The following is a 24,088-nucleotide window of genomic DNA, read 5'->3' as shown; positions in this document are numbered from 1 at the left end:
AAAAAAATGCTTATAAAATTTAAAAATCATAGTCCCAAACTAGGTCAAAATGTTTTTGTTGCAGAGGGAGCTAAAATCATAGGAGAAATAGAAATAGGAGATGAAAGTAGCATTTGGTTTAATTGTGTTTTAAGAGCTGATGTTAATTTTATAAAAATTGGCAAAAGAACCAATATTCAAGATCTTAGCACGGTGCATGTTTGGCATAGGGAATTTGATGAAAAAGGAAAGTTAAAAGATGCTGGTTTTCCTACAATAATAGGAGATGATGTAACCATAGGACATAATTGCGTTATCCATGCTTGTGTGATAAAAAATCGTGTTTTAATCGGAATGAATGCTGTTGTCATGGATAATGCTTTGATAGAAGAAGATAGCATAGTGGGTGCTGGAAGCGTTGTAACAAAGGGTAAAAAATTTCCGCCACGCTCTTTGATACTTGGAAATCCTGCAAAATTTGTGCGTGAATTAAACGATGAAGAAATAAGCTTTCTAAAACAATCCGCTTTAAATTATGTGGATTTTAAAAACGAGTTTTTAAAAGATCTTCAGTGATATTTTGAAGTTTAGGCGAGAGTTTTACTTCAAATTTCACAAAACGATCAAGATCTAAAAAACTCTCATCGAGTTTTGAGATTTGCTCTTTTGTATAATCTTGAATAGTATTTAAAGATGACTTTTTAAGAAGTCTTTTTTCTTTGTAGACTAATTCTAAAAGTTCTTTGCGTTCTAAATTTTCATCTTGATTTGGGTTTTCGTCAAAAACATAAAGCTCATCAAAAAGGATTTTTTGCGTGTTTTTATCATAAACTCTAAAAAGTTTTTTAAAATGAGGTAGGGTTGATTTTTCGTTATTTTCACTGATTTTTATTTTAGGTTTTATACCTTGATCTTCTAAGGCTGCGAGTTTATAAACACAACTAAAAATAGGATCGCTTGAAGCAGTGATCAATCTTTCGCCTACACCAAAGATATCAATAGGTGCGTTTTGTTCTTTGAGTTTTTTAATGCTCCATTCATCAAGGGCGTTAGAAACTATGATTTTACATTTTTGAAGTCCTGCTTGATCAAGTTCTTGTCTGATTTTCAAACTCAACTCAAGTAAATTTCCAGAATCTATTCTCACACCGCCTTCTTGGATACCAAATTCTTTAAAAACTTTAATTGCATTTTTAAGTCCGCTATTTAGACAATCATAGGTATCAATCAAAAAAACAGGATTTTTTGGATAAATTTTCACATAAGCTTTAAAAGCTTCAAGTTCATTTTCAAACATTTGCACCCAAGAATGTGCCATAGTTCCATTGATAGGGATATTATAAATTTTTCCTGCTAAAGTACAAGCACTTCCTATGCAACCTCCTATAAAAGCTGCTCTTGCCCCTTTTAAGGCCGCTTCACTTCCTTGTGCTCTGCGTGAGCCAAATTCTAAAATTTTACTGTTTTTAGCTGCACGCACGATACGATTGGTTTTGGTAGCAATAAGGCTTTGGTGGTTTAAACTTAAAAGTAAAAAAGTTTCTAAAAGCTGTGCTTCTATAGTTGTAGCTTTAACGCAAAGTAAAGGTTCGTTTGGAAAAATCACTTCTCCTTCACGCATAGCATAAATTTCACCTTTAAATTTAAAGTTAGCTAAAAAATCTAAAAATTCTGTATCAAAAATACCTTGTTTTCTTAAAAATTCTATATCTTCTGCATCAAAACTCAAATTTTCAACAAAGTCTAAAATATCTTCAAGACCTGCAAAAATAGCAAAAGAACCTGAATCTGGAATTTTTCTAAAAAATATATCAAAATAACAAATTTGATCTTTTTTATTGTTTTTGAAATAGCCTTGAGACATTGTAAATTCATAAAAATCACAAAGCAAGGCTAAAGAAGTTTTAGAAGTCATCAAAGCTTATACTACCCTTAGAATAATTCGTTACTTTACTTTCAAAGAAATTGCTCTTTTGATCGTTAAATTTTGAAAAATCATCTACCCATTTAATAGGATGTTTTGCATTGTATAACTTATCTAAATTGATCGCGCTTAATCTTTGATCTACAAGATAATGGATATATTCTTCTATGATATCATCAGTAAAGCCCATGATTTGATTTTGAGTGATGTATTTACCCCATTTGATCTCAAGATCTCCAGCTTTTTTAAACATATCATAAATTTTATTGATATTTTCATCATGGAATAAATCAGGTCTTTCTTTGCGTACTGAATTGATCATATTTTGAAATAATAAAAGATGTGTGATTTCATCTCTTTGGATAAAGCGGATCATTTGTGCTGAACCTAGCATTTTTCCTGCACGTGCAAGTGCGTAAATGGCAGTAAAACCACTATAAAAATATACTCCTTCTAAAATTTGATTTGCCACCATAGCCAAAAGGAGTTTATTATCATCTACATCGCCTGCTAATTCTTCATAAATGCTTGAAATAAAGTCATTTTTTTCACGCAAAGTTTCATCATGCTTTTCCATTTCATAAATCAAATCTGTATTATCGCAAATCGCTTCTACCATAACAGCGTAAGATTTTGAATGGTTTGCCTCTTCATAAGCTTGGCGTGCTAAAACCGCATTGATTTCAGGAGCTGTGATGTAAGGGTTAATATTATCTGCTAAATTATTGGTTTGAAAACTATCCATAGAAATAAGCTGACTCCAAACTAAATCATACATTCTTTTTTCACCTGCGGTTAAATTACAGCGATAATCAAGTGCATCTTTAGTTGTATCCACTTCTTTTGGAAACCAAGTATTTGCCTCCATTAAATCCCAAAGTTTTAAAGCCCAAGTATATTTTGCCTTAGTGAAATTTAAAATTCCATGTGGGTTACCATCAAAAACTTTACGATCTCCTAGGGTTTCGTTTGAGCTTGGATTGTAAATTCTTTTTCTTTGCATTTTTTAACCTTTCTTTATGCTTTGGTGGCTATACAACTTTGAGTTAAAATATCATGTAAATTTAAACGATCTTTTCTTACAAAACTGACAAATAAACCAAAGAGTAAGCCAAAACTTATAATAAATATCACATATCTTAGTAAAATTCTAAGAAAACTTAGTTTCTTTCCCGTTTTTATATCAATAAGATATAAATCATATGCTTTAAGACCTGGGCTTTGTGCCTTTTTTGTTAAAAAAATAGCTTGAATCAAACCAAATAAAAAAGTACATAAAGTTGTGATAAAATGGTTGTTTAAAAAAGCTTCTTTAGAGCCTAATATAAAATAAAATAAATATAAAATAGGAACATAAATAAGAAAAATATCTATAAGCAAAGCTCTAAATCTTAACCATCTAGAGCTAATTTTTGCTTTAGTTTTCATTTAATTTCCACGACTTCCTGGTTTTATGGCTTTGCTCCCTTTTTTACAAAGCGGACAATTTGTTTCATCATAAATTTCAAATTCAAAATTTCCTAGAGTAAAGAGTGGTAAATTTTCAGGTAATTTCGCATTATCTTTTCTTGGAGATTTTAGATTTTCTACCGCACAAAAACCGCGATTTGCCAATGCTGCAAAACCTACAACAATGCCACCTAAACTTTCAATGATTTTTGCACTCTCTAAAGCACTACCACCTGTAGTAATGATATCTTCACAAATTATAAATTTTTCACCCTTTTTTACTTCAAAACCACGTCTTAGAGTCATTTCTTTATTTACTCTTTCAGTGAAGATAAAACGTTTACTACAAGCTCTTGCAAGCTCATAACCTGCTAAAATTCCACCTAAAGCAGGAGAGCAAATGCTATCAAATTCTATCTTATAGCTTGCAATAATCTTTGCAAGTTCATCACAAAGTTTTGCTGCTAATTTTGGATCCTCTAAAACTTTTGCACTTTGAAGATAAAACTGCGAATGTTTACCTGAACTTAGTAAAAAATGCCCTTCTAAATAAGCACCACAATCTTTATAAATTTGCTCTAAATTCATCGTTAAACCTTTAAAAGTTCACTTTCTTTGCTTTTTACACTCTCATCAATTTTTATTGTGTAGGCGTTGGTAAGTTTTTGCACTTCATCATAAGCTTTTTTTGCTTCATCTTCGCTTATTGCCTTATCTTTTTCTAGTTTTTTAACTGCATCGTTGGCATCTTTGCGTATATTTCTTATAGAAACTTTTGCCTTTTCACCCATAGCTTTAGCTTGTTTTACATTTTCTTCTCTTTGCTCTCTAGTCATCGGAGGGAAAAATAATTTTACACTTTCGCCATCATTGTTTGGATTGACACCGATATTTGCAGCTGCAATAGCGCTTTCTATGGTTTTTAGTAAAGGTTTTTCCCAAGGAGTGATGCTAATAGTTGAAGCATCGCTTGCTAAAACAGTTGCTACTTGATTTAAAGGAGTTTGAGTTCCATAATAATCCACTGTAATATGATCTAAAATATGGGTATTAACTTTTCCAGTTCTTAAAGTGGTGAAGTCTTTTTTTAAGGCTTCTAAAGATTTTTCACTTTGGGTTTTTTGTTTGTTAAAAATTTCACTTAGCATTATCATTTCCTTTAATTATTTACTTGAATTAACATCGCTTGGAAGTTGTGGTGCACTTGGAGCGATAGAATTTGTGTTTGGGGTAGCAGGTGCAATAGGAGCACTTGGAATAGTAGTGTTGTTTTCTACTTTAATTTTCTCTGCTAGAGAGTCCTTGCTAGCTTTATTGTATAAATAACCAAGACCAATAGTATTTGCAATAAGTAAAATTCCCATAATAAAGGTAAATTTTGCTAAAAATCCAGCCGGTCCTTTGGCGCCAAATAAACTTTCATTGCTTCCACTATAAGCTCCAAGTCCTATACTTGAACTTTTTTGAAGTAAAACTGCTATACAAATAACTACAACGATGATAAATTGTAAAATGATTAAAAGAGTGATCATTGAAAATTCCTAAAAGTTAATTTTTAAATGATTATTTTAGCTAAATAAAACTTGAAAAGTTTTGAAACTTGATAAGTTTTTGTGAGAAAAATCCCACAAAAACTTATCTGCTATTGAAGCTTCTTAAGATATTAAGTAAAGATACGAAAAGATTAACAAAATCAAGATAAAGTGCTACTGCACCTTCGATTGGAGTTTCATAATTTCCGCGGATAATATTTTGCGTATCATAAAGAATGTAAAATGAAAATAATATTGCAGCTACTGCTGAAATAGCTAGATTAACTATACTGCTTTGGAAGAAAAGGTTTAGTAAAGATGCTGCTACAATAACGATTAATACTATAAATAAAGCTTTACCCATAACAGTAAAATCTTTTTTTGTATTCATAGCAAATACACTAAGTCCTGCAAAAGCAACCGTTGTTAAAGCAAAAGCTTGAGCGATGATAATTCCTCCAGCTGGTAGAGCTAAAACTGAAATAAGTAAAGGTGTAAGCGTTAAACCTGAGCAGAAAGTAAAACCAAAAAGTAAAACAAGATTTAATGGAGCCTCTCTTTTTTTCCATTGCAAAGCAAATAAAAGTCCGATTTCAACAGCAAAAAGGATCCAAAAAGTTACTTGTGATTGTATAAAAAATGATGCTAAAGCAAAAATTCCTACATATGCACCTACTGTTGCAGCTAATAATGAAGCAGCAAAAAGTTGATAAGTTTGTTTAATAAAAATACTTAATTCGCTTGAGCGTGTATTTTCAAATTCTTTTGATCTTGAGTAGTCTCTATCATAAAGACTCATAAAATTCTCCTTGCAAAATTGTTAGATTTTTTAAAATCTTGAGCGAAATCTAACATATTAGACTAAATAAAAAGTTAATTTATATAATATCTTAATGCTTAAATGAAATCTTTGCTGAAATTTTGTTATAATTTCAAGATTTTAGTTTTAGGTTGGTTTTATGGAAAATCTTATTAGCGGTGCGATTAAGTTTATGCAAGAAGACTTTAAGGAGCATGAAGAACTTTTTGAAAGTCTAAAAAATAAGCAAAATCCCCATACTCTTTTTATAGGTTGTTCTGATTCTAGAGTAATTCCAAATTTGATCACTAATACGGGTCCAGGTGAGCTTTTTGTAATACGAAATATTGCAAATATAGTTCCACCTTATCGCGTTGGAGAAGATTACTTGGCGACAACTTCAGCAATAGAGTATGCTTTAAATTCATTGCATATTAAAAATATCGTCGTTTGTGGCCATAGTAATTGTGGAGGTTGCAATGCTCTTTATTATTCTGATGAAGAGTTAAATAAAATTCCTAACGTGAAAAAATGGCTTACTATGTTAGATCCGATAAAAAAAGATGTGATGATTTTTGCAAGAGACGATTTGGCTATGCGTTCATGGCTTACAGAAAAATTAAATTTAGTAAATTCTTTGCAAAATATACTTACTTATCCAGGCGTGCAAGAAGCTTTAGATGAAGGAAAAATAGAAGTACATGCTTGGTATTATATTATAGAGACAGGTGAAATTTATGAGTATGATTTTAAAGCAAAAATTTTTACTTTAATACAAGATAGGAAAGTTCAATGAAGAAAATTATTTTTAGTTTATGTTTTTTTATTTTATACCTTGGAGCACAAGAATTTAAATTTATTGATGCGAATATTAGTAAAGAAGATGAAGGAATTTATGCTTTAGTTGAAAAATATGTTGATCTTAACAATCAAATTAAAGAATTTAAGAAAAACAATGATGAAAATTCAAGCACTTTTAATGGTATTTTAAGTGAATTTGAAAAAGACAAAAAGACTATTTTAGCAAAAATACCCGATATGATAGTAGGACAAAAGATTAATGAAGAGGCAGTGGCTAGATTTTTAAAAGCAAAAGAAAAATTACTAGATGTTCAAAAAAAGAATATTAATAAGCCTTACATTTATACAGATGCCACTCTTAATCTAGTTTATTTTAACATTGTGGAAAGTTTTTATTCTTCTTTGTTTGAAGTGGAAAAACTTTTTAAAAATACAGCAAGTAGTGAAGATTTAATTGCTACTGTTGATAAGGCAATGGAAAATTTACAAAATTCTTCTAGTGTAAATTTAGATAGTTTTAAAAGCAAAATTACAAATCCAGAAGAATTGGAAAAAATTACCCTAAAAGAAAGATATATTGCTAATGCTCTAGATTCTTATTCTGAAATTCTTAAGTATTTACGATCAAATGCAGATTTGCTTGAAAGTAATTATATTTTTTCACTACTTGAGCTTCAAGTTTGGATAGATCGTATAAACGAGGCAATTGGGGTAAGTTTTGTTAATATCGGAAAAATAGTAATTTCTGCTTTGGTTTTAGTTTTTTTTATATCTTTAAGACGTTTTTTTGCAAATATAGTATATTTTTTCCTTGTTCGGCTTTTTTATAGAAATAAAAATGATGTAGATGATATTAAAGTTATTTTTATTGAGAATATTAAAAAACCAGTGAGTTTTTTTCTGATTGTTTATGCTATTTCGATTTGTCTTACTATAGCAACTTATCCTGCACCTTTAAGTATTAATTTGAGTAATTTTTTCCACATAATTTATGCGGTTTTGATTGCATGGCTTATTTTAAAAATGCTTGATGGTTATGGAATGGTACTAGTTTCTAAGCTTGCTCAAAAAAGCGGAAAAAAAGAAGTTGTAAATTTAATTATTAAAATTTTATATTTTGTTATTATTATCATAGCTTTATTATATATCCTTGCTCAGCTTGGTTTTAATATTTCAGCTATTATTGCATCTTTGGGAATTGGCGGTTTAGCTGTTGCTTTAGCAGCGAAAGATATAATTGCAAATTTCTTTGCTTCTATACTTTTACTTTTTGATAATAGTTTTAATCAAGGAGATTGGGTAGAGGTTTCAGGTATAGAAGGAACAGTAGTTGAAATAGGACTTAGAAAAACTACTATTAGAACTTTTGATAATTGTCTCGTATTTTTACCAAATTCAACTATTATGGGGGCTAATATCAAAAATTGGAGTAAAAGACGCATGGGTCGCCATGTTAGAATGTATTTGGGTGTTGGTTATGATGCTACTCCTGAAAAATTAGATCAATGTGTAAAAGATTTGAAAGAATTTTTGGATACAAGTGATTTGGTAGCTCACGATGAGGATAGTGCATTAAAATATGGTGATCATACGACAAAATATCGTCAAAATCTTGTATCTATTAACGATTTAGAAGGCTATAAAAATGCTTGTTATGTGGCTTTAAGCGAATTTGCAGATAGTAGTATTAATATAGAGCTTTATTTTTATACCAAAAAAATAGGCGCAAAAGATTTTAGGGAAGCTAGACAAAGCTTAATGCTTGAGTTTATGCGTATAATCGAAAAAAATGGTTTAACTTTTGCTTTCCCAAGTCGCAGTATTTATATAGAAAATTTACCACCTCTTGATTTGCAAGCAAAAGCTATAAAATAGCAAGATTTTATCTTGCTATTTTTTAAACCGGCATAACGCGTATATTTGGACTTAATTCTTCTTGTAAAATCGTTTCAATAGCATAAAGTGTCGCACCACTTCCACTAGAACAACCACTACAAGCACCAAGATAACGAATATAAACATCAATTGCTGCACCTTCAGCCTTTTGTATATCAATCACTTCCAAATCTCCACCATCATTATGAAGCATAGGGCGAATTTCAGCATCTAAAACACTTTCAACTGCTTTTAATTGTCCTACTACGGTCATTTCATCAAAAGCCACATCACTTTTCATTGTATTTTTGAGTTTTTCTCTATCCATCTCGGCTCTGGTTTCAGCTAAAATATCTACAAGGTAATAATCTCTTTTTTCATGTCCGCCTGGTTTGATACAGGACTTGCAAAAAGCACCTGCTTTAGTATATTGTGTGATTTCTTCTACACTATGCAAATCATTAAGTTTAATCACTTCTTTAATGGTTCCAAGACTTACTCTAGCGCACTCACAAACTATAATTTGATCTTCAAAATCTTCAGGACTTATACCTTTATAATGAGCTGCTGCTTGTTTGATTACATCATAAGCCATAACCGAACAGTGCATTTTTTGAGGTGGAACAGCTGGAGTTTCTGGATTATCACGCATAGCAAATTCCACATCTAAATTTGTGATTTTTACTGCTTCATCTACAGTTTTTCCTATGCAAAGATCTACCATAGTATCACTACTTGCTATAGCTGTACCACAACCAAAACTTTTAAATTTTGCATCGATAATTTTATCAGTTTTTTCATCTACAAGCCAAAAAAGTCTTACTGCATCGCCGCAACTTTCTGCGCCAAAATCAGCTACGATCAATTTTGCATTGCGTGCTTTAGCATCTTCTTCGCTAAATTCTCCCATATGTTGAGGATTATTCATTCTATCTTGAACTTTTTGTGAATACTCATCCCAAATGGATCCACCAATTAAACTATTTTTTCCCATTTTTCATCCTTATTTGTAATTATTTGGATTATAAGCATAAGTACAAGAAATTGCTCTTAATCTCTGTGTCGCATTTTTAATTTGTTTTGCTGCATAATCAATTTCTTCTTCAGTGTTAAAACGTGACAAAGAAAGTCTTAAAGCTGTATGCGCTAAATCATGCTCCGCACCGATAGCTTCCATAATAGGATTGCTTTCTAAAGCTTCACTTGCACAGGCTGAGCCCGTACTTGCAGCTATACCATTTTTATTTAAATCCCAAAGCATTGCTTCGCCTTCAACACCTTTAATACTTGCTAAGATTGTATTAGGCACACGGTGTTCCCTTTTTCCAACCACTGTTGTATCAGGCAAGGCTAAAATTTGATCTTCTAGTTTATCTCTTAAACGGCGTATATGAGAATCTTCAAAATCAAGCATAGTATTTGCAATACGCAAAGCCTCGCCCATAGCCACTATATAAGGCACATTTAAAGTTCCGCTTCTACGACCACCCATGTGTTCTCCACCGTGTAAAAGTGGAGTAAGTTTAAGTCCTTTTTTTATAAAAAGTCCACCCACACCCTTTGGTCCATGAAATTTATGAGCCGAAAATGAAGCAAAATCAACTCCTACTTGAGTTAAATTAACCTTTATTTTACCTACTGCTTGAGTAGCATCTGTATGAAAAAGAGCGCCAAATTCATGTGCAAGTTCCGCCATCGCTTTAATATCAAAAATCATACCTGTTTCATTATTTGCCCACATAACACTTACAAGTGCTGTTTTATCGCTAATCACTTTACGTAAATCTTCTACAGTAGAAACCCCTTCTTCATTTACAGGGAGTTCTATGACTTTTACTCCAAGACTTTTTAAAAAATAAGCAGCAGCAGTAACAGCAGGGTGTTCTACGCTAGAAATAATCACTTCATTGCGTTCCTTATCTAAAATATGATCAAAATACACACCCTTAAGCACCCAGTTAATGCTTTCTGTTGCACAGGATGTTACAACTATATCATCTAAGTCATTTGCTCCAAGCCCTGCATAAAGTTTGTCCAAAGCTTCTCTTAAAGCAGGATGTGTTGTGCTTCCATATTGATGAAGGCTATTTGGATTTCCATACATATCCTTTAAAAAAGGTAGCATCAACTCATAAGCATTAGGATCAAGCATCGTCGTTGCATTGTTATCTAAATATACTTTCACTTTAAAATCCTTAATTTATCCTTAACTTTAATTAGGATATTTTTTATCTTTATTCGAAAACGGATAATAACAAAAATTTATAAAAATTAGGTTAAAAATTATAACAAAAATAAAATGTTAAAGTAAAATTTTAAAGTGAAATATTTTGTGAATTTTATCATAGTAAAAACGAGAAATGTTATTTCTTAAATTTTTCTTCGTAATACTTTACTATTTTTGAATCTTCTTTGACTGTATGTTTAAAGATAAAATCTTGAACAACGAGATCTAGCTTTTCAGTCATTATATTTACAAATTTAGCTTCACTGATGATAATTTCTTCAATTTCTAAGATAATTTTTCTGTGAATTCTTGTATGATGGTTGATATAAGGATATTCTATTTCTCTCATAAAGGCTTCTTCATCTGAAAAATGTCTATTGATCATTATCAACAACTCTCTTAAAACAATTTTTAATTCTTTTGTTTCAACATGACGTTGGCTCATTAAAGAGAGTTTTTTAGAAATTTCAAAAAGTTCTTTATGTTGATGATCTAAAAGATCATTATTCATTGAAATAATTTTTTCACTATAAATCATGGTTTTGACTGTTTTTATATTTATATTTTTTCGGGAGCGGATTATAATGTTATAATACTTAAAATTTTATTAATTACTCATATAAAAATTATTATTATTGAAATATTTATAATTTATATATTTTTTATAAAAATTATTTTAAACCATCACAGACATATAAGAGTTTAGAATTTTATTTATATTTGCTTGTTTTTGGCGACGTTCTAGAAAATTTTCTATAGAATTAGAGCGTAGTTGATTTACTTCTTCTAATCTTTGCGTGTCTTGACTTTGGTTTTGATATTGTTTTTTAAGAGTATCAAAATCATTGCGAGTTTGATCGATATAAATTTGAAATATTGAGCTTGAATTTGCAAATTCTCTTAAATCCATATCTTTTTGGTAGTTAATATATTGTTGAAAAAATACAGATAGTTTGTCTTGAGTACTTGTTTTTTTATCTATACCATTAACATAAAGATAAAGATCAAAACTCATCTTTTTTTCATTTTCTTTTTTAATGTAATCTTCTATATCCATTTCGCCTTTAAGAATTTTTTGTAAATTTTGATGAGAGCTCAGTTCTAGAGTGATAGGTTTCATAAAAAAGTTAAATTCTTTTTCATTTTGGGTTTTTATATCATGGTAGATAAAATTCATTAAAAGACCAGATTTTGATACTTCTGCATTTTTAGTTAAATAAGGTTTTAAAATTTCATTAGAAGAAGTATTTTCTATGGCTTTATTAAAATGAAAATTAGTTATTTTATTATCTAACATTAAGGTATTTAAATTTGTGATATTGCTTAATGCTAAATCAATTTCTTCTTGATTGTTGTAAATTCTTGAAATTTGGCCCAAAAATTCTCCATTATCTGTTGAAAAACCTGATGATAGTTTTGAAATAAAATCGCGATTTAAATAAGCATTATCATCTTGTAAAAATTCTGAATTTATAGATTTTAATGAACTATAATAGCTATTTAAAAGATAAGGTAGATCAATTTTATTATAATTTAAAATTTCATCTTGTTTTGCAAGTTCTTTTGCTATACTTCTAACGCTTTTAATATTGATATCATAAGATTCTGGTATATTGGCAATTTTATTTAAATCTTTATCGAAAAAACCTTCTTCATTGATTCTAAATCCAAATTCACTAGCATAAGTGGTATTATTAAAAATATAACTTAATTGTTCTAAGCTATTTTCATTTCCTTCTTGTTCTAAAGCTTTGCTATCTTTAATCAAATTTAGAGCAGAGCTATTTTGTAAAGGATTAGATAAAGTTAAATTTTGATACGGATTTGCCAAATTTATAGTCATTTTAAATCTTTCCAAAATATTGCTGATTTTTTATAAGCAAAAGGTGTGCCAAGTTTTTTAAAAATTAAATTCAGTCAAAAATTAGAAAACATTTGATAGTATTTAGCTTTTCTTTTAATTTGAAAAATAAAAATTTATCTAAATAAGGAAAGCGTATGCCAAAGATGAAAAGCGTTAAAAGCGCAGTTAAACGCTTCAAAGTAGGTAAAAATAAAATCAAAAGAGGCTCAGCTTTTAGAAGTCATATTTTGACTAAAAAACCTGCAAAAAGAATGCGTGATCTTCGCACAGCTAAATATGTGCATAGCACAAATGTAAAAGCTGTTGAAAAAATGCTAGGAATTTAAGTTTTTGACTAAAAGTCATTCAAACTCCCCTCTGAGATAAAATTTCAAGGGTAAGCTCCAAATTTGGACGCCACTTTATGAAAGGAAATAAAAATGGCAAGAGTAAAAACAGGTGTCGTTAGACGTCGCAGACACAAAAAAGTTTTAAAATTAGCACGTGGTTTTTATAGTGGACGCCGCAAACATTTTAGAAAAGCGAAAGAACAATTAGAAAGAAGTCTAGTCTATGCTTATCGTGATAGACGCCGCAAAAAAAGAGACTTTCGCCGTCTTTGGATTGTGCGTATCAATGCTGCTTGTAGGCTTAATGATTTAAGTTATTCAAGATTTATCAATGGTCTTAAAAAAGCAGGTATTGAACTTGATAGAAAAATTCTAGCAGATTTAGCTATGAATGATGCTGCTGCTTTTGCAAAAATTGCAGAGGCTGCAAAAAAAGCACTTTAATTTTTTAGTATAAGAATTTCAAGATTTTTGATTCTTGAAATTCTTATTTTTTTTAATATTGATTTAATTTAGCTAGAACATCTTCATAACATTTGAGTTGATTTACATTTTTTTCAAAATCTTTGCCGACATTGCTTCTTTGTTTTAATTTATCTGAAATTTCTTTACCTGAATTTATAAGATTTGAAATGATTTTGGAAAATTCATTGGATTTATCCCTTATAAAATTCATTTCTTGAGTACTAGAATTGGAACTTTTTGCAATGGATTGTATGGTCTGAATAACTAATTTAATGGCTCCTTCCATTTCACCTAGACCCATTTGGGTATTTTCTGAAAGTTTTCTAACTTCATCAGCTACAACTGCAAATCCACGACCAAGTTTTCCAGCTCTAGCAGCTTCTATACCTGCATTTAAAGATAAAAGGCTAGTTTGTTCAGCAATCCCTGAAATAAGATCTAAAATACTATTTAATTGATCTATATTTTTCAAAGAAGATTGCACTTCTTTTTCTAAATTCATTTTTTCTTCGCTTTGGTAAAGGTTGTATTCTAAGTAGTTAGTGAAATTGGTAAAACTTTCACTAATGGTTGTAAGACTTCTTCTTATATTTTCAAGTTCTTCAAAAATTTCTTTAAATATACTTGTATTTTTATCAATTTCTGATGTATTTTGTTTGAGTTGATTTAAAATTATTTTATTAATCTCATTTGTCATTTCTAGTTTTTGAGCTCTTATATTAAGATAATAGTATTTAAAATCGCTGTATTTTTGTATGAAAGTTTTTAAATATCTAGGTTTGAAATCATTAAAATTTTCAACTTCATAAAAAAATATTGCCACTAAACTTTTTGCAATTCCCACTCCATAAATTTCCCCAAAACTAGAAAAACCAACTATAGGAAAATCATTAAAATGGATTTGATTTAAATGTTCTTTGTTGTGAAGTCTTCTTAAGATACAATCATTAAAAATTGCTCCTAGTGGTTTTGGTTTATTAAGAGAAAATTTTTCGTAATCTTTTTTTTATGGATTCAATAAAATTTGTTTTTTTAAGCAAGCTTAATTCTTGAGCGCTTTCTATATCACAATAACTAAATAATGTTTTATCTGGGTTGATTTCCATAGGGGAAATAAGATAGTCTTCTCCAATTTTTAAAGCAAAAGTATATTCTTGCATTTTATTTTTAAGTTCTTCAAAAGTACAGTTAAAATAATTGCATAAAGCTTCAACCGCGTTGATGGATTGAAAGGTTTTTTTATCAATAAATTCACGTACCGTCCTATCATATAAGCTTGCATCAAGTATGGTAAAGGTGATATTGCTTTGAGGATTAAAATTTTGAGACTTCATTAAATCAAAACGGTATTTAGGTTTAAATTGGACATGTATGCTTAAAGCTTGATTTTTTAATATTTCTCCATTATAAAATATAAATGTTCCGCTAAAGTCCATATTTCCACTAGATCCACCTCCTACTAAAGCACAAGGATAGGGGTTGTGTTTGTATAAAAGTTCCAAAAGAGAACTTTCGCTTTGACTTAAACCATCATAAATTAAATAATGCAAAGTATTTGTGCAGTGTGCTTCAAAAGGTATATTTATAGATAAAACTTCTTTTTCTATCAGTTTTTTTCTTTCTGTATAATCTTTTATATTGCTAAAAAGCTTGATTTTATTTGTGCAAAGATTTTCTATCATATCCTCGCTAAAAAGCATCAAACTTATTCCTTGGATATTTTGTTTATAGGGACTGTTTTCAATATTTGAGTTAGAATCAAGGTTGCATAATAAATCAGTAGCACTGCTTAAGATGATATCACATTGCTCATTTATAGAATTTTGAATCTTATTTCCTATGATTGCTAGGTTAAGTTGATACGACACAAAACCTATGATTAACTTTGGCTTGATATTTATTTTTTTAATTTTTCTTCAAGTTCATTTTCTTGAAGAAATAGAGCTTCTAAAGCTTTTTTACTCTCTTCTTTTTGCGCTGAGCTTTTATTTTTAAAATTAAAAAACATTGATTAAACTCCGTTAAAATTATTTTAATTTGTTAGTTAATTAAAAATAATATAAAATTTTAGTATTTATAATTTTTATTATATCTTAAAGTAACAAAAAATGTAATAAGTAAATTAAAATTTAGATATAATCATAAATTATAATAATACTAACTTCAAGGATAAATCAAATATGATTGGAGATATGAATGAGCTTTTATTAAAAAGCGTTGAAGTATTGCCACCTTTACCCGATACTGTAAGTAAGTTAAGAAAATATGTGAGCGAGGCTAATTCAAATATAGAAACCATGAAAGTTGCTGAAATCATTTCAACTGATCCATTGATGACGGCTAAGCTTTTGCAATTAGCAAATTCTCCTTATTATGGTTTTACAAGGGAAATTACAACCATAAATCAAGTGATTACTTTATTAGGCATTGGTAATATTATCAATATAGTTACGGCTGATTCCATTAGAGATAGTTTTAAAATAGATGTTTCACCTTATGGTTTGGATACACAAAATTTTTTAAAAACTTGCAACGAAGAAGCAACTTTTATCACAAATTGGCTTAATGATGAAGATAAAAAACTTTCTCATCTTTTAGTTCCTTGTGCAATGCTTTTAAGACTTGGTATTGTTATTTTTTCAAATTTTCTTATACAAAATCACAGAGAGAAAGAATTTTTAACTTTTTTAAATGAAACTAAAATTGAAAATATTGCTTTAGCAGAGAATGAATTTTTAGGTGTAGATCATATTTCTTTCTTGGGATTTTTGTTGAATCGTTGGAATTTTGATGATGTTTTGATTGAAAGCATATGTTTTGTTCGCACTCCTCATGCTGCTCGCGAAGAAGTGAAAAAATCCGCTTATGCTCTAGCAATAACAGATCATCTTTTTGCTCCACATGATGGCTCTTCTCCATTTAACGCAAAAGCTGCAGTTGCTTTACTTGAAGAGGCAAAAACTCAAGGAATTAATTTTGATTTAAACAATCTTTTATCTAAGCTTCCTAGCAAAGCTAAGGAAAATTTAAACAAAGAAGATTAAAGAGCCTTTTTAAGGCTCTAAATTGTAGTGATGAAAAGTTTAATCTTGCCACCTAATGAATTTTTAGATCACTATATTTTAAACGCTGAATTTCATCGTTTTGCTGGAATTTCAAAAAATGCTTATAAATTTTGGAAAAATGTAGAAATAGGTAGATATCAAGGAACAAGAATTATATTTTTGCATAGAAATTGCATTTTAGAAAAACATCAGCAAGCTTTAAGGCAATGTAGTGGTTTAAATGGTTTTGTATTGGCAAGTGCTTTTTGTTCTTTTACTGGATTAGCCCCCTCTCATTTAGTGGAAAAAAATAATTCTTCTATTTACAAACTTTTAGAGCTTAAGGAGATTTGTGGGATTAAATTTGTTAATCTAAAAAAATTTTATGATTTTTTAGGGCTAAATTATCATCAGCATATTTATATAGAAAAATGCCATTTTTTTAGCCCAGCTCCTTTTGAAAAGCGTATTAAAATCACTGAGAGTATGTGCGTTGGGTATTATTAAGATATAAATTACAAGCCCTGTGAAGACATTGCTTGTAATTTAAAGATGAAAATTTTGTATTTTAATCCATCTCATAAAAATCATCATCATTGTTATCATCATCGTATTCATAATCATCATCATCGTAATTATAATTTTTATGGTGATTTTGTGGATATTCTTCATCTTCGTTTTCATAATCATCGTAATTTAAATCTTCTTCATCTTCATAAGCCATTGTTTTCTCCTTAAATAAAAATACAAAGCTTATTTTATCTTAAATTTGTTTGGTTTTGCTATAATTTTTATAATTTTTTAAAAGGTGAATTTATGAAATTAAGTCATTTAGATAAAAACAATCATCCTAAAATGGTAGATGTAAGCGATAAAAATATTACTTCAAGAATAGCCACAGCTAGCGGTATGATATATATGAGTCAAGAAGCTTTTGATGTAATTAAAAACAATACCGCAAAAAAAGGTCCTGTTCTTCAAACAGCTATTGTTGCGGCTATAATGGGGGCTAAAAAAACAAGTGAAATTATTCCTATGTGCCATCCTTTAATGCTTTCTAAAGTTGAAACTGATATTGTGGAATTTGTTAAAGAATGTGCATTTAAGCTTATTGTAACAGTTAAGTGTGAAGGTAAAACAGGGGTTGAAATGGAAGCTTTAAGTGGGGTTAGTATAGGACTTTTAACTATATATGATATGATCAAGGCTGTAGATAAATCAATGAGGATTACGGATATAGTGCTTGAAAGCAAAGAAGGAGGCAAAAGTGGTAAATTTGTGCGATCTTAAAAAAGAACCTCAGATCAATTATCCTACTTTTTGGGACTATAAGGTGATTTTTGAGGTGCATGTTAGGGCAAGTGAAATTTTTCAAGAAATTTTAGGTCAAAGAGAATATAAATTTGAACACTCGAATTCAAGTGCGAGCGGAAAATATCAAAGTTATTTATTAAATGTTTATGTTGATAGCAAAAAAGATCGTTTGGATATATTTGATAAATTAAAAGCTAAAGCAAAATTTGTACTTTAAGAAAGAAGGAAAAATGAAAAATACTTTAATTATTTTTGAAAATTCTTTATCAAATCTTGGTAAAGATGAAGCAAGAGATTTGCTTGAAGACTTAAGTTTTAATCTTGCATATAAGCAAATTTCACATAATCCTCATGAAACAAAAAAAATTTTAAATTCTCTTTTGGTTGAATTTTTAACTATTTTAAAAAAACTTGATTTTTGTGACGATGAAAATGTTTCAAAGGTTATTAAGGCTCTGGTAAAAGCAAGTGTCGCAGATGCTCAAAATTCGCTTTATGAGTATATTAGTGAAGCTGAATTATTAAACAAACAGATTGAAAATCAAAAGAATTTGATTAAAAATCAAATCAGCGATAATTTTTTTGAATTCGAGAGTATTTTACAAGAATGTTCTTTTTGTAATGAATTTAGCGGTGGTTTAAATGATGCTATTTTATTTGATATAGAAATGCTTGGAATTTTAAAAGAAACTGCTGAAAGTGCTTTTTTAACCACATTAGAAAAGGCTGAAGATATAGAACTTACAAGTAGCGAAATAGCTAAAAATCTCGTATATAATGCCATTTGTGAAGCTCATTTTGAAAAAGAAAGAATTTTAAAAATTTCAAGTATTATTTTAAATACTGCTTTTGAAATAGCTAATGAATCTATGGCTTATGCAAAAGATCTTTGTTTAGGCGTGATTAAAGGCACAAGAGATGGTATTGTTTTAGCAATGGAAAAATTTAAAGCTTCATTAACTTATGCAAATTTTGAAGAAGATGTTAGTTTAAAAAGCAAAGAACTAATAGGTATAGAAGATGATTTTATTGCTCTTTTAAAAAAAGAGATTCAACTACAAAATGATCCTTGTAAGAGTATAGTTGAGAATTTGCTAGAACATGAGCTTGATAATCTTTTTGCTAAATTTAGACGTCTTGCAGGTGAAAGCAGAGAGCAATTAATATTAGTTTTAAATGATATTAAGAAAAATCCAAAGATTAATGATTTTAATAAACTTACTCAAAGAAAATTAAATCGTTTTAAACAAGAAATTTTTGAATTAGAAAAAATTGCTAGTGAAAAATACAAAGATTTAAATTCTAAAAAAGCTAAAAAGCTCGGTGTAAGACTTTGGGAAAAAGCAAAAAAATTTGTTAAAAAATAATATCCCATTTTTGGGATATTAAATATCTATTTCTATACCTACAGGTGCGTGATCAGAGCCAAAAATATCATCTCTTATGAAAGCGTTTTTAAGTTTATCTTTTAAACCCTTTGAAATGAAAAAATAATCAATCCTCCAGCCTACATTTCTTTCTCTTGCTTTCATTCTATAGCTCCACCACGAGTATTTTTCTTTGATTTCGCCATTAATTTCTCTAAAAGTATCTATAAAACCAAGTTTTAGCAAATCATCAATCCAAGCTCTTTCTATAGGTAAAAAACCTGAAGTATTGGCATTGGCTTTTGGATGGGTAAGATCGATTTCTTTATGAGCGGTATTAACATCACCACAAATGATAATTTCAAACCCATCTTTTAAAAGCTTATCTAAATACACTAAAAAATCTGCATAAAATTTCATCTTAAAATTTAAACGCTCTTCATCTTTTTGACCATTTGGAAAATAGATATTAAAAAGTGCGATATTTTTAAAGCGGTGTTCTAAAACCCTGCCTTCTTCATCATCAAAAAATTCACATTTTTTTACTTCGCTATCAAAATTACAAAGACTCATTACCCCAGAATATCCTGCTCTTTTGGCAGAATTAAAATACATGTGCTTAAAAGGATATTCATAAATTTTTTTAGGAAATTTATCTTCATGTGCTTTGATTTCTTGAAAACCTATAAAATCAATTTTTTCTCGTGCTATCCAATCAAGTGCATTTTTATCACAAATGGCTCTTAAGCCATTGACATTCCATGAAAGTAGTTTCATTATTTTCCTTAAAATTGTCATTAAAAGTGTAAATCATAACATAAAAAGATTTAAAACTACAATCCATTTAAAAAAATTCAATAAAATTAAAACCTTAAATTTGAAGGTGGGATTTATATGCTTAGATTAACTTGGTTTTGGTTTACTTTTTTTAATTCTTTAATGATTGCAATATTAAATTTTAATTTATTTGAGTTTGTGTATGAAAAAAACAATCAAAATTGGTTTATAACTTTTGTTTTTATTGTGGCCTATTTTGCCCTTGTTCACGTGGTTTGCTCTTTACTTTTTATAAAGTTTTTTACTAAATTTTTTTCTATATTATTTATAATAGCATCTTTTTTAAGTGTTTATTTCATTAGTTTTTATGGAGTGCTTATAGATTCTGATATGATACAAAATGTTGTTCAAACAGATATCAAAGAAGTAAAGGATTTGTTAAATTTAAAATTGATCTTATTTATTGTTTTGGCTTTGTTGTTGGCTTTTTATGTTGTTAAAGTAAAAATTGATTATGGTAGTTTTAAATCCCATATGAAAATTAAAATTATCAATATAATATCAGGTTTGATTGTGGTTAGTGTAGTTTTAATCCCTTTAAGTAAAACTTTCTTGCCTTTTTTTAGAAACTATAATGAAATAAGAATGTATAATACTCCTTTTTATCAATTTTATGCCGTATATCGCTATTATGTTCGTTTTGTAAAAGCTAAACCAGAATTTAAAACTATAGCTAATGATGCTTATAGAGAAAACAATCACACTAAAAAACTTTTAGTTTTGGTAGTGGGGGAAACTGCTAGAGCGGCAAATTATTCTTTGGGTGGATATACTAAAAATGATACCAATTTTTATACCAAAAAAGATAATGTAGTCTTTTTTGATAATTTTTCATCATGTGGAACAGCAACAGCGGTAAGTTTACCTTGTATGTTTTCTATATCTAAGCGTAGAGATTATTCGAGTTCAGAATTTCAAGAAAATGCCATGGATATACTTTATAAAACAGGTGTAGATGTTGCATGGTTTGATAATAATTCTGGTGGTTGTAAAGGGGTTTGTGATAGATTAGCTTATAAGCAAAAACTTTCTAGTGATTTGGATGAAAATTTACTCACTCCTTTTAAAGAAAAATTAAATCATTTAAGTGATCAAAATATAATAGTTCTTCATTTGCAAGGTTCTCATGGACCAACTTATTATAAACGCTATCCAAATGAGTTTAAAAAATTTACTCCAACTTGTGATACTAATGAACTTTCAAAATGTGATAATAAGGCTTTAATCAACACTTATGACAATACTTTACTTTACACAGACTATCTTTTAAGTGAGATTATAAAACTATTAAAAGAGCAAAAAGATTATGAAAGTTCTTTATTTTATCTTTCAGATCATGGTGAAAGTTTGGGTGAAAACGGTATTTATCTTCATGGTATGCCTTATGCTATAGCGCCAAGTTATCAAACTCATATTCCTGCTATTTTTTGGAGCAATGATGAAAAATTAATGAATTTAGCTAAAGAGCATAAAGGTTTAAAACTTTCTCAAGATAATCTTTTTAGTACTCTTTTAGGATATTTTGATGTAAAAACAAGTGTTTATGAACCAGAATATGATTTATTAAATCCTAAACTTAAGGCAAATCCATGAAGCCTAAATATCATTTTTTAAATAACGCAAGATATGCTTTAGAAGGGATTTTTGCTTTATTTAAAAATGAAATGGCGTTTAGAATTGAACTTTGCATTATTATCCCTGCGATAGTTTTTAGTTTTTTCTTAAAAGTTAGTTTTTTGGAGCATTTGTTATTGGTAAGTGTCTTAATGCTTATCTTAATTATAGAAGCTTTAAATTCGGCTATTGAAGCTTGCGTTGATTTAGTTACTAATGAATGGCATGAAAAGGCAAAAATCGCTAAAGATTGTGCGAGTGCGGCAGTGTTTTTTAGTGTGCTTTTAGCTCTTTTTGTTTGGGGCTTTATTTTATATAGCATTTACTTATGAAATTTGAAAATTTAATACGAGAAATTTTAGGAAAAAAACGTTTTGAATTGTTAAAATTTTTATGTGAAAATGCCGATGAAAATGGTTTTATTATGATTAAAATCAGTGAGCTTGAAGAAAAATTACATCAAAGCAAACCCACTATCATCGCTACTTTTAAGTTTTTAGAAGAAAAAAAGCTTTTTAAGCGCCTTAAGAATGGATTTTATCAGCTAAATATAGGAGGTAAAAATGATACTTAAAAATCCTTTAGATATGCATTTGCATTTAAGAGATAATCAAATGTTAGAACTTATCGCACCTTTGAGTGCAAGAGATTTTTGTGCAGCTGTGATTATGCCAAATTTAATCCCTCCACTTTGCAATTTAGAAGATCTAAAAGCTTATAAAATGCGTATCATTAAGGCTTGTAAAGATAAAAATTTCACTCCTTTAATGACACTTTTTTTTAAAAATTATGATGAGAAATTTCTTCAAAGCGCCAAAGATGAAATTTTTGGCATTAAGCTTTATCCAGCAGGAATTACAACAAATTCAAATGGCGGAGTTTCAAGTTTTGATATAGAGTATTTAAAACCTACTTTAGAGGCTATGAGTGATTTAAATATTCCTTTGCTAGTGCATGGTGAAACAAATGATTTTGTAATGGATAGAGAAGCAAATTTTGCTAAAATCTATGAAAAATTAGCAAAAAACTTTCCAAAATTAAAAATTGTAATGGAGCATATTACCACTAAGGTTTTGTGTGATTTGCTAAAAGATTATGAAAATTTACACGCAACTATTACTTTGCATCATTTGATGATAACGCTTGATGATGTAGTAGGTGGTAAGATGGATCCACATTTATTTTGCAAGCCTATTGCAAAACGCTATGAAGATAAAGAAGCCCTTTGCGAGCTTGCTTTTAGTGGTTATGAAAAAGTTATGTTTGGAAGCGATAGTGCACCTCATCCAAAAGATACTAAAGAGTGTTGCGGTTGTGCGGCTGGAGTTTTTAGCGCCCCAGTGATTTTACCTGTATTAGTTGAATTATTTGAAAAACATTCAAATGAAACAAATTTACAAAAATTTATTTCAGATAATGCTTGTAAAATCCATAATCTTAAATTTGAAAATGACAAAATTATCACTTTAGAAAAACAAGAATGGCAAGTGCCAAATGTTTATGAAGATAAATACAATCAAGTCGTGCCTTATATGGCCGGAGAAATTTTAAAATTTCAATTAAAACATTGATTTCCACCTTTAAGGTGGAAAATTTAAGCTTTATTTACAAGAGTATCTCTGATATCTATAACAAGATAGATCACAAAGAAGCTTAAAAATAAAGCAATAAAACTGACTATCAGCGACAATAAACCAGCTAGAAATCCAATACTAAACATCATAAAAAGAGAATAAAGCAAAGCTACAACAAAACTTATTGCTGCAATTGCATCAAGAATCAAGCGTCCAAATTTGATGATTAAATTTTTAACCATTAAAAACTCCTTTGAAATAATCGGTGAAATTGTAATAAATATAAGCTTAATGTTTTTATAAGTTATTTATAATTAAAAGTTTTATTTTAGATTCTATGGTTTCAATAATATCATTTTCAACAAAAGAACTTACAGTTTCTTTAGAAGCTGTGATTTTGTTCATGTTTAAATGCCATAGAGCATTTTCTATAGCCTCTTCTTTCGTTCTTTGAACTTTGCGTGTTTCATCAAAAACAATCTTATGAAAAAATATATTTTTTTCTAGCAAATAACTTTCTAAATCTTTTTTATAAAAACCTTTAAATTCGGTATTAAAATATTTAAAAATCGGATCTAAAAAATCACTTTTTCTATAATCAGCCCAACCAAGATAAATTTTTGTTTTAGCTAGATTTAAGAAATTTGTATAATCTTTTTCATTTTGTAAAGCAGGGGACATACTTAAAAATGCAAGGTCAAATTTAGCATTAGGATTGTTTTGCATCCAAGTTTCAAAGCTCAAATTTTCGTATTTTATATTGTTAAGATTTAGTTTTTTGGCATCTTCTTGTAAAATTTCAAGCATAGCATTTGCACTATCTAAGGCAAAAATTTCTTTAGCCTCTTTAGCTAAGTGTAAAGTCCAAACTCCAGTTCCACATCCTATATCTATAATGCTTTTATTTTGAAAAGAAATCTTTAAATTTTGTAAATATTCAAAAGTTTGCTTTTGTATGGTGTTTAAAGTGTTTTGATATCTTGCGTAAGTTTTGGCCTTTTTATCCCATAAATTCATATATTTTCCTTGATAAAATATATAAAATCATAGCATAAATTTTTAAAATTCAAGCCCAAAGAAAGGGCTTGAATGAT

Annotated in this window: 29 protein-coding genes and 2 pseudogenes; 14 read left to right on the top strand and 17 right to left on the bottom strand. The window is 29.1% G+C overall.

Annotated features, from left to right (window positions below; all coding sequences use genetic code 11):
• The first annotated feature begins 6 nt into the window (after nt 1-6).
• Complete coding sequence (locus ELQ12_RS06215) at nt 7-555, top strand: gamma carbonic anhydrase family protein (protein WP_002861022.1); 549 nt, start codon at nt 7-9, stop codon at nt 553-555.
• Here the strand turns inward: ELQ12_RS06215 and ELQ12_RS06210 are convergent.
• The 7 genes from ELQ12_RS06210 to ELQ12_RS06180 all read right to left on the bottom strand — a co-directional run bounded on the left by ELQ12_RS06210 (nt 524) and on the right by ELQ12_RS06180 (nt 5,683).
• Entirely contained in the window at nt 524-1,897 is a 1,374-nt protein-coding gene (locus ELQ12_RS06210) for a nicotinate phosphoribosyltransferase (protein ID WP_126252694.1), read from the bottom strand. The two genes, ELQ12_RS06215 and ELQ12_RS06210, sit on opposite strands and share 32 nt — an antisense overlap.
• Complete coding sequence (locus tag ELQ12_RS06205) at nt 1,884-2,906, bottom strand: ribonucleotide-diphosphate reductase subunit beta (protein ID WP_002851758.1); 1,023 nt, start codon at nt 2,904-2,906, stop codon at nt 1,884-1,886. The genes ELQ12_RS06210 and ELQ12_RS06205 overlap by 14 nt, the downstream gene beginning before the upstream one ends.
• 14 nt (nt 2,907-2,920) lie before the next feature.
• On the bottom strand, nt 2,921-3,331 hold the full coding sequence (locus ELQ12_RS06200; RefSeq protein WP_002870659.1) for an RDD family protein: 411 nt from the start codon (nt 3,329-3,331) through the stop codon (nt 2,921-2,923).
• Entirely contained in the window at nt 3,332-3,940 is a 609-nt protein-coding gene (pyrE, locus tag ELQ12_RS06195) for an orotate phosphoribosyltransferase (protein WP_002854423.1), read from the bottom strand. It lies immediately after the preceding gene.
• Between the two features lie 2 nt (nt 3,941-3,942).
• The gene (frr, locus tag ELQ12_RS06190) at nt 3,943-4,506 is read right to left on the bottom strand and encodes a ribosome recycling factor (RefSeq protein WP_079264242.1); all 564 of its coding nucleotides are present in this window, start codon (nt 4,504-4,506) and stop codon (nt 3,943-3,945) included.
• A gap of 9 nt (nt 4,507-4,515) precedes the next feature.
• The gene (gene secG / locus ELQ12_RS06185) at nt 4,516-4,884 is read right to left on the bottom strand and encodes a preprotein translocase subunit SecG (RefSeq protein ID WP_002870657.1); all 369 of its coding nucleotides are present in this window, start codon (nt 4,882-4,884) and stop codon (nt 4,516-4,518) included.
• 103 nt (nt 4,885-4,987) lie between these two features.
• Nucleotides 4,988-5,683, bottom strand: a complete 696-nt coding sequence (locus ELQ12_RS06180; RefSeq protein WP_002851668.1) for a Bax inhibitor-1/YccA family protein — start codon at nt 5,681-5,683, stop codon at nt 4,988-4,990.
• A gap of 160 nt (nt 5,684-5,843) precedes the next feature.
• Between ELQ12_RS06180 and ELQ12_RS06175 the strand changes: the two genes are divergently transcribed.
• Nucleotides 5,844-6,479 (top strand): carbonic anhydrase, encoded by a 636-nt coding sequence (locus ELQ12_RS06175; RefSeq protein ID WP_002851887.1) that lies wholly within the window; start codon nt 5,844-5,846, stop codon nt 6,477-6,479.
• Complete coding sequence (locus ELQ12_RS06170) at nt 6,476-8,359, top strand: mechanosensitive ion channel family protein (protein WP_070239794.1); 1,884 nt, start codon at nt 6,476-6,478, stop codon at nt 8,357-8,359. The genes ELQ12_RS06175 and ELQ12_RS06170 overlap by 4 nt, the downstream gene beginning before the upstream one ends.
• Before the next feature lie 22 nt (nt 8,360-8,381).
• Here ELQ12_RS06170 and ELQ12_RS06165 read toward each other — a convergent pair whose 3' ends face one another.
• From ELQ12_RS06165 to ELQ12_RS06150, 4 genes are all read right to left on the bottom strand, one after another.
• A complete protein-coding gene (locus ELQ12_RS06165; RefSeq protein WP_002861028.1) occupies nt 8,382-9,353 on the bottom strand; it encodes an iron-sulfur cluster assembly scaffold protein NifU in 972 nt (323 codons plus the stop codon).
• Between the two features lie 9 nt (nt 9,354-9,362).
• Nucleotides 9,363-10,544 (bottom strand): NifS family cysteine desulfurase, encoded by a 1,182-nt coding sequence (locus ELQ12_RS06160; protein WP_002870653.1) that lies wholly within the window; start codon nt 10,542-10,544, stop codon nt 9,363-9,365.
• A 178-nt stretch (nt 10,545-10,722) separates the two neighbouring features.
• Entirely contained in the window at nt 10,723-11,124 is a 402-nt protein-coding gene (locus ELQ12_RS06155) for a hemerythrin domain-containing protein (protein ID WP_070233471.1), read from the bottom strand.
• Nucleotides 11,125-11,262: 138 nt separating this feature from the next.
• Nucleotides 11,263-12,429 carry a hypothetical protein gene (locus ELQ12_RS06150; RefSeq protein WP_134264630.1) on the bottom strand — a complete coding sequence of 389 codons (1,167 nt, stop codon included), beginning with the start codon at nt 12,427-12,429 and terminating at the stop codon, nt 11,263-11,265.
• Nucleotides 12,430-12,584: 155 nt separating this feature from the next.
• Between ELQ12_RS06150 and rpmI the strand changes: the two genes are divergently transcribed.
• Both rpmI and rplT read left to right on the top strand, forming a co-directional pair.
• Nucleotides 12,585-12,776, top strand: coding sequence for a 50S ribosomal protein L35 (gene rpmI, locus ELQ12_RS06145; RefSeq protein WP_002777995.1), 192 nt, complete (start codon nt 12,585-12,587; stop codon nt 12,774-12,776).
• A 93-nt stretch (nt 12,777-12,869) separates the two neighbouring features.
• A complete protein-coding gene (gene rplT, locus ELQ12_RS06140) occupies nt 12,870-13,223 on the top strand; it encodes a 50S ribosomal protein L20 (RefSeq protein ID WP_002851731.1) in 354 nt (117 codons plus the stop codon).
• A 52-nt stretch (nt 13,224-13,275) separates the two neighbouring features.
• Here the strand turns inward: rplT and ELQ12_RS06135 are convergent, their stop codons facing one another.
• The gene (locus ELQ12_RS06135; RefSeq protein WP_126235849.1) at nt 13,276-14,067 is read right to left on the bottom strand and encodes a methyl-accepting chemotaxis protein; all 792 of its coding nucleotides are present in this window, start codon (nt 14,065-14,067) and stop codon (nt 13,276-13,278) included.
• Nucleotides 14,068-14,379: 312 nt separating this feature from the next.
• Nucleotides 14,380-15,112 (bottom strand): annotated as a pseudogene (locus ELQ12_RS06130) (FIST N-terminal domain-containing protein).
• 312 nt (nt 15,113-15,424) lie between these two features.
• Between ELQ12_RS06130 and cheP the strand changes: the two are divergent.
• Together cheP and cheQ are read left to right on the top strand one after the other, a co-directional pair.
• The gene (gene cheP / locus ELQ12_RS06125) at nt 15,425-16,288 is read left to right on the top strand and encodes a cheVAW transcriptional regulator CheP (protein ID WP_070295483.1); all 864 of its coding nucleotides are present in this window, start codon (nt 15,425-15,427) and stop codon (nt 16,286-16,288) included.
• A 27-nt stretch (nt 16,289-16,315) separates the two neighbouring features.
• A complete protein-coding gene (gene cheQ, locus ELQ12_RS06120; RefSeq protein WP_002854628.1) occupies nt 16,316-16,795 on the top strand; it encodes a cheVAW transcriptional regulator CheQ in 480 nt (159 codons plus the stop codon).
• A gap of 61 nt (nt 16,796-16,856) precedes the next feature.
• Here the strand turns inward: cheQ and ELQ12_RS06115 are convergent, their stop codons facing one another.
• Nucleotides 16,857-17,012 (bottom strand): highly acidic protein, encoded by a 156-nt coding sequence (locus ELQ12_RS06115; RefSeq protein WP_002851965.1) that lies wholly within the window; start codon nt 17,010-17,012, stop codon nt 16,857-16,859.
• Between the two features lie 92 nt (nt 17,013-17,104).
• Here ELQ12_RS06115 and moaC point away from each other — a divergent pair, with 92 nt between their 5' ends.
• The 3 genes from moaC to ELQ12_RS06100 are packed head-to-tail and all read left to right on the top strand — an operon-like array spanning nt 17,105 to nt 18,969.
• Complete coding sequence (moaC, locus tag ELQ12_RS06110) at nt 17,105-17,578, top strand: cyclic pyranopterin monophosphate synthase MoaC (RefSeq protein ID WP_070261540.1); 474 nt, start codon at nt 17,105-17,107, stop codon at nt 17,576-17,578.
• Complete coding sequence (locus ELQ12_RS06105) at nt 17,556-17,819, top strand: DUF493 family protein (RefSeq protein WP_002869152.1); 264 nt, start codon at nt 17,556-17,558, stop codon at nt 17,817-17,819. Before moaC ends, ELQ12_RS06105 begins: the two co-directional genes overlap by 23 nt.
• Nucleotides 17,809-18,969: a hypothetical protein gene (locus ELQ12_RS06100; RefSeq protein ID WP_134264629.1), complete on the top strand. Its 1,161-nt coding sequence runs from the start codon at nt 17,809-17,811 to the stop codon at nt 18,967-18,969. The genes ELQ12_RS06105 and ELQ12_RS06100 overlap by 11 nt, the downstream gene beginning before the upstream one ends.
• A gap of 18 nt (nt 18,970-18,987) precedes the next feature.
• On the opposite strand, the gene ELQ12_RS06095 is transcribed toward ELQ12_RS06100, so the two are convergent.
• Nucleotides 18,988-19,746 carry an exodeoxyribonuclease III gene (locus ELQ12_RS06095; RefSeq protein WP_070261542.1) on the bottom strand — a complete coding sequence of 253 codons (759 nt, stop codon included), beginning with the start codon at nt 19,744-19,746 and terminating at the stop codon, nt 18,988-18,990.
• 117 nt (nt 19,747-19,863) lie between these two features.
• Between ELQ12_RS06095 and eptC the strand changes: the two genes are divergently transcribed.
• The 4 genes from eptC to pyrC are packed head-to-tail and all read left to right on the top strand — an operon-like array spanning nt 19,864 to nt 22,991.
• Nucleotides 19,864-21,399, top strand: coding sequence for a lipid A/FlgG phosphoethanolamine transferase EptC (eptC, locus tag ELQ12_RS06090; protein ID WP_070261543.1), 1,536 nt, complete (start codon nt 19,864-19,866; stop codon nt 21,397-21,399).
• Nucleotides 21,396-21,752 carry a diacylglycerol kinase gene (locus ELQ12_RS06085; RefSeq protein ID WP_002870643.1) on the top strand — a complete coding sequence of 119 codons (357 nt, stop codon included), beginning with the start codon at nt 21,396-21,398 and terminating at the stop codon, nt 21,750-21,752. Before eptC ends, ELQ12_RS06085 begins: the two co-directional genes overlap by 4 nt.
• On the top strand, nt 21,749-21,994 hold the full coding sequence (locus ELQ12_RS06080) for a replication/maintenance protein RepL (protein ID WP_002870642.1): 246 nt from the start codon (nt 21,749-21,751) through the stop codon (nt 21,992-21,994). The genes ELQ12_RS06085 and ELQ12_RS06080 overlap by 4 nt, the downstream gene beginning before the upstream one ends.
• Nucleotides 21,984-22,991 carry a dihydroorotase gene (pyrC, locus tag ELQ12_RS06075; RefSeq protein ID WP_070308295.1) on the top strand — a complete coding sequence of 336 codons (1,008 nt, stop codon included), beginning with the start codon at nt 21,984-21,986 and terminating at the stop codon, nt 22,989-22,991. The genes ELQ12_RS06080 and pyrC overlap by 11 nt, the downstream gene beginning before the upstream one ends.
• A gap of 30 nt (nt 22,992-23,021) precedes the next feature.
• Here the strand turns inward: pyrC and ELQ12_RS06070 are convergent.
• Both ELQ12_RS06070 and ELQ12_RS06065 read right to left on the bottom strand, forming a co-directional pair.
• A pseudogene (locus tag ELQ12_RS06070) lies at nt 23,022-23,236 on the bottom strand (hypothetical protein).
• Nucleotides 23,237-23,291: 55 nt separating this feature from the next.
• On the bottom strand, nt 23,292-24,011 hold the full coding sequence (locus tag ELQ12_RS06065; RefSeq protein ID WP_070298479.1) for a class I SAM-dependent methyltransferase: 720 nt from the start codon (nt 24,009-24,011) through the stop codon (nt 23,292-23,294).
• Nucleotides 24,012-24,088 lie beyond the last annotated feature (77 nt).

It is taken from the genome of Campylobacter sp. US25a (genome assembly GCF_004379075.1).
GTDB classification, from domain to species: Bacteria; Campylobacterota; Campylobacteria; order Campylobacterales; family Campylobacteraceae; genus Campylobacter_D; species Campylobacter_D jejuni.
This window is presented reverse-complemented; position numbering and strand designations above follow the sequence as displayed.

Coding starts and splice junctions, on each gene's coding strand:
- ELQ12_RS06215 (WP_002861022.1), top strand. CDS start 7: ATGCTTATAAAATTTAAAAATCATAGTCCCAAACTAGGTCAAAATGTT.
- ELQ12_RS06205 (WP_002851758.1), bottom strand. CDS start 2,906: ATGCAAAGAAAAAGAATTTACAATCCAAGCTCAAACGAAACCCTAGGA.
- ELQ12_RS06200 (WP_002870659.1), bottom strand. CDS start 3,331: ATGAAAACTAAAGCAAAAATTAGCTCTAGATGGTTAAGATTTAGAGCT.
- pyrE (WP_002854423.1), bottom strand. CDS start 3,940: ATGAATTTAGAGCAAATTTATAAAGATTGTGGTGCTTATTTAGAAGGG.
- frr (WP_079264242.1), bottom strand. CDS start 4,506: ATGATAATGCTAAGTGAAATTTTTAACAAACAAAAAACCCAAAGTGAA.
- secG (WP_002870657.1), bottom strand. CDS start 4,884: ATGATCACTCTTTTAATCATTTTACAATTTATCATCGTTGTAGTTATT.
- ELQ12_RS06180 (WP_002851668.1), bottom strand. CDS start 5,683: ATGAGTCTTTATGATAGAGACTACTCAAGATCAAAAGAATTTGAAAAT.
- ELQ12_RS06175 (WP_002851887.1), top strand. CDS start 5,844: ATGGAAAATCTTATTAGCGGTGCGATTAAGTTTATGCAAGAAGACTTT.
- ELQ12_RS06170 (WP_070239794.1), top strand. CDS start 6,476: ATGAAGAAAATTATTTTTAGTTTATGTTTTTTTATTTTATACCTTGGA.
- ELQ12_RS06165 (WP_002861028.1), bottom strand. CDS start 9,353: ATGGGAAAAAATAGTTTAATTGGTGGATCCATTTGGGATGAGTATTCA.
- ELQ12_RS06155 (WP_070233471.1), bottom strand. CDS start 11,124: ATGATTTATAGTGAAAAAATTATTTCAATGAATAATGATCTTTTAGAT.
- ELQ12_RS06150 (WP_134264630.1), bottom strand. CDS start 12,429: ATGACTATAAATTTGGCAAATCCGTATCAAAATTTAACTTTATCTAAT.
- rpmI (WP_002777995.1), top strand. CDS start 12,585: ATGCCAAAGATGAAAAGCGTTAAAAGCGCAGTTAAACGCTTCAAAGTA.
- rplT (WP_002851731.1), top strand. CDS start 12,870: ATGGCAAGAGTAAAAACAGGTGTCGTTAGACGTCGCAGACACAAAAAA.
- cheP (WP_070295483.1), top strand. CDS start 15,425: ATGATTGGAGATATGAATGAGCTTTTATTAAAAAGCGTTGAAGTATTG.
- ELQ12_RS06115 (WP_002851965.1), bottom strand. CDS start 17,012: ATGGCTTATGAAGATGAAGAAGATTTAAATTACGATGATTATGAAAAC.
- moaC (WP_070261540.1), top strand. CDS start 17,105: ATGAAATTAAGTCATTTAGATAAAAACAATCATCCTAAAATGGTAGAT.
- ELQ12_RS06095 (WP_070261542.1), bottom strand. CDS start 19,746: ATGAAACTACTTTCATGGAATGTCAATGGCTTAAGAGCCATTTGTGAT.
- eptC (WP_070261543.1), top strand. CDS start 19,864: ATGCTTAGATTAACTTGGTTTTGGTTTACTTTTTTTAATTCTTTAATG.
- ELQ12_RS06085 (WP_002870643.1), top strand. CDS start 21,396: ATGAAGCCTAAATATCATTTTTTAAATAACGCAAGATATGCTTTAGAA.
- ELQ12_RS06080 (WP_002870642.1), top strand. CDS start 21,749: ATGAAATTTGAAAATTTAATACGAGAAATTTTAGGAAAAAAACGTTTT.
- pyrC (WP_070308295.1), top strand. CDS start 21,984: ATGATACTTAAAAATCCTTTAGATATGCATTTGCATTTAAGAGATAAT.
- ELQ12_RS06065 (WP_070298479.1), bottom strand. CDS start 24,011: ATGAATTTATGGGATAAAAAGGCCAAAACTTACGCAAGATATCAAAAC.